The following is a 4,366-nucleotide window of genomic DNA, read 5'->3' as shown; positions in this document are numbered from 1 at the left end:
GCGTTGCCTGCTAATACCAGCCGCGAAAATCGGGTGCGTATCCACAACCTGACCCTGAGCCTGCCAATGCTCAGCCAAGGCGTACCTTTCTTCCAAATGGGTAGCGACTTGCTGCGCTCCAAGTCCATGTCGCCCAACAGCTACAACGCAGGCGATTGGTTCAATGCGGTGGATTTCACTAAACAAAGCAACAACTGGGGTGTGGGGCTGCCGCCAGAATTGCGCGATGGCATCACCGATACCTATGTGCTCAGCCAGTTTGCCGATAGCCAATCCAAGCCGCTGCCAGCCGATATCGCTATGGCCGGTGAGGTATTCCAGGAGTTCCTCAGTATCGCCAGCAGCAGCCCGCTGTTCAGCCTGCAAACCGAGCAGGAAGTATTGGACCGTGTCGGTTTCCACGATGGTGGCAAAACCCAGGTGGCAGGCTTGATTGTGATGAGTATTGACGATGGCGCAGGCACAGTCGCCGGCACCGATTCAACGGCGCGCGCCGACTTAGACCCTGCCAACGACGCACTGGTAGTCGTGGTGAATGGCACCAGTCAAACCCAGGTGGCGATGGTGCCCACCGCGACCGGTTTTAGCCTGCACAGCACCCAGAAAGCCTCAGCCGATGCAACCGTGAAAGCGGCGAGTTTTGCCGAAGCGACCGGTAATGCGACCGGTGGTAGCTTCAGTGTGCCTGCCTACACCACGGCGGTATTTGTAAAAGCCCAAGCGGGCGCGCAAGGTGCTGGTTTGTCTGCCTCTGCTAGTTTGGGAGCAGCAGTTCCTGTGCCTTATGGCGATACCGCAGTCTATGTGCGCGGTGGTGTGTCAGCAGCCGGTTGGGACGCAACGGCCGCTAACCGTATGGCCTACGAAGGCGGCGGCGTTTACTCGGTGCTCCTGAATGTGCCTGCGGGCAACCACGAGTTCAAAATTGCCGAGGCTAACTGGAGCAGTCCGAACCTGGGTTCCAATGCGACGTTGGTACCGGGCAGTTCTATCACTCTGACGCAGGGCAGCAATGACAACATTCATCTTAATGTTGCGACAGCCGGTATCTACCGCTTTGAGTTGGATGCTTCGTCCAGCACTACCGCACCGACCCTCAAGGTGACCAACCCGGATACCTTCGGTGCAGTGCCTGTGTATCTGCGCGGCACCGTGACTGCATCAGGTTGGGATGCCAACGCAGGCAACCAATTGGTGTATCAAGGCAATAGCCTCTACGCGGTGACCTCGGCCATGGTTCCCGGTGACTACATGTTCAAAGTGGCATCGAGTGATTGGAGCACCTTCAACATGGGTGGCAATACCCCGGCGCAGTTAGGCCAGCCCCAGATCCTGACCCAAGGCAGCAATGACAATGTGCCGCTGACCATCACCAAAGCGGCGACCTACCGCTTTGAGGTCAACACGCGCAATGCCGATGCTCCTACCGTGCGGGTGTATGAGGATGACCTGTTCGCCGCAACGCCTATTTACGTGCGCGGTACCATCACCCCGTCTGGTTGGGATGCTAACGCAGGCAACCGCTTGACCTATGCTGGCGCCGGTCTTTACACCCTGACCGTCAACGTGGCTATGGGTAGTTACCAGTTCAAAATCGCCGAAACCAATTGGAGCAACCCGAATCTGGGTGGCACGGGCGCCGCTGTCGGGGAGGCAGCTGCATTAACCCAAGGCTCCAATGACAACCTGGCCATTACCATTCCTGTGACCGGCACTTACCGCTTTACGGTGGATACCACCCAGGCGGATGCCATCACGGTGCGGGTGGATCTGGTCGAGTAATAGCAGTGCCCGCGAGGGCATTTAGGAAGCGCTGCGCCCGGTGTGAGGGCGCAGCCCATAAAAAAACGCTATCCCTAACGGTTGAGAAGAACACGATGAAAACATTTAACGTAAAGCCTCTGGCCCTGGTGATATCCAGCCTCGCCGTGGCAGGTATTTCACCCGCGCTGCTGGCGCAAGAGCAGACCAAACCCGAGATCGAAGTGGAAGAGGTGATGGTCACCGGCTACGCCCGTTCGATCCAGAACAGTCTGGATACCAAACGCAACGCCGACACCGTAGTGCAGGCTATCTCCGCTGCTGATCTGGGTGGTCTCCCGGATGTGTCGATCGCCGATGCGCTCGGCCGGGTGCCCGGTATTACGGTGACCCGTTCCGGCGGACAAGCGGGCACCATTCAGGTTCGCGGCATGGGTGAAGGCTTTGTCTTTTCTACCCTCAATGGCCGTGAGCAGGTATCGCCCAACGGTACCCGCGCCATGGAGTTCAGCCAGTTCCCCTCGGAGTTGATCCAGTCAGTAGAAGTGTATATGTCACCCAAGGCATCGCTGATTGAAGGTGGTGTGGCAGGTACGGTGGAATTGAAAACGGCTAACCCGCTGGAAATGACCGAAGACCAGAAATTTGTGGTCGGCGTGCGCGGCAGTTTTAACGATCAGGCGAGTGATATTTACGGCGCCGAACCCTATGGCAGACGTCTATCGCTCTCGTTCCAGAAAAAATTGCTGGATGACACCCTCGGGATAGCACTGGGTTACGCCAATCTGGTGCAACCTCGTGCAGCTGCCCGCTTTGAGCATTACAACTACGAAACTGCTCCCTTCGATTTAATGGATGACAATGGTTTAAACACCCAGGTAGTGGATGAAAACTTCGCCCCGCAGCCGGTGTCCCAGCGTCCATCCAGCGTGCAGATCAGCAACGGTTTTGAACTGCTGCAGACTGGCGGTGAAGAGACTCGCGATGGCTATGTGGCTGCCGTCCAGTTCGAGCCCAATGAAAATCTGACGATCAAGTCCGACCTGTTTTACTCCGAGTTCACCTCCGACAGCTATTCGCGCGGCTTCCGTATTCAGCCGCTGCGCAATGCTGATGTGAGCAGTGTGGTCTTGTGGAATAACCAGGCGGTAGTTGGCGGTGAATTCAAAGTGGCCGACGACAATGCCGAAGCTTTCGATTTCCACGTAGTCAGCAACGATGTGACCCAAACCAACGAGCTGCTCTCGGGCGGCTTGAATGTACAGTGGAAACAGGATGCCTGGACCATCGCCGGTGACCTGTCGCGCTCCGACGCTTCGGGTGTGCAGGCAGATGGCGTAGTACGTGCGCATCTCTACCGCGCCAAAGAAGATCCAGTGCCGGGCCGTGACCCCTACGAGCGCGATCCCGATCAATCTATGGCTTATCTACTGGATGGCATCAACCTGCCTACAGTGTCATTGAGTCGCGACTATGCCGCCTATGACGCCAACGGTGTGAGCAACCTGCGCTTAAGCCGCTATGAGCGCTATCCGCGCATCAACGACGACCTGATAGATGCCGCGCGGTTGGACCTGAAATACGAGTTTGACGATCTGTTTATCAGTTCTGTAGAAGCGGGTGTAAGGGCCTCTGAGCGCAACCACACTGACCGTCGTCAGGTGTTTGTTTACGGTGATGGTGCCAACAACACGATCAGGTCGGACTGGTCCCTGCCGATCACAGTGGATACTTCCGATGTAGTGAATTGGAAGGGCGATTTCTCCCGCTTCCCATCCTTCCTGGCGATTGATGGTGACGAAATTATTCGCTCTGCGCACAACGTCGGTTTGGTGTTGGGGCCAGTGCCTGCAGCCACTATAGAAAACCCCGATCCGCAGGCCGTACCTCGTCCAATTGAGCCAGCCGCGCGCTGGGGCGAAGGGCGTGATTGGTCGATGAAGCAGAGTTCCAATATCGACGAAAACATCACCTCTTATTATCTGCAGGCCAATCTTTCTACCAGCCTGTTGGGGCGTGACCTCACCGGTAATATCGGTGTGCGCCACGTAGAGACTGACCAATCGAGCATTGCATTGGTCAATGTGAATGGGGATGTTGAGCGCGGTGCGACCGAGATTTGCGATGAGCTGGGCGATTGCCGCAGCAACTTCGCCTACCAAAAACTCGGTGCCAAATACAGTGATACCCTGCCATCGCTCAACTTGAACTTCTCCCTGACTGACGAAGATCAACTGCGTTTGGCGCTGGCGCGTGTGTTATCGCGCCCGCCCATCAACCGCCTGGCGGCACCGGATTCCGAAGGCACCATCACCACTGGCTCGGATAACGTCCCGCGCTTTAACTACGGCTCCAACACATCGCCCTACCTGACGCCGTTTATTGCGGATCAGATTGATCTCTCTTACGAGCATTACATGGAAGAGACCAACGGTGCCTTTGTGATTGCCGGTTATCACCGCGATATCAAATCCTTTATTCAGGATGTGACCTTCGAGCAGTTCGATTTCCGCGCCGCCGGGTTTGATATTCCCGATAGCGCTGAGGTTTTGGTCGGTGGCGTACCAACGGAAGTTGAGGTGGAAAACGGCACCTATTCCACTTC

General features: G+C 56.5%; 2 protein-coding genes. Both read left to right on the top strand.

Features of this window, described 5'->3' with window-relative positions:
* On the top strand, window positions 1-1,782 hold a 1,782-nt coding region (locus tag ACWA6V_RS17955; RefSeq protein ID WP_449523779.1), incomplete at its 5' end, for an alpha-1,6-glucosidase domain-containing protein.
* Window positions 1,783-1,877: 95 nt separating this feature from the next.
* Window positions 1,878-4,366 (top strand): TonB-dependent receptor (locus ACWA6V_RS17950; RefSeq protein ID WP_449523778.1); only part of this gene is annotated, 2,489 nt, incomplete at its 3' end.

The organism is Cellvibrio sp. (genome assembly GCF_053579595.1).
The sequence above is the reverse complement of the archived record's forward strand: the minus strand, read 5'-3'. Positions and strand labels throughout refer to the sequence as shown.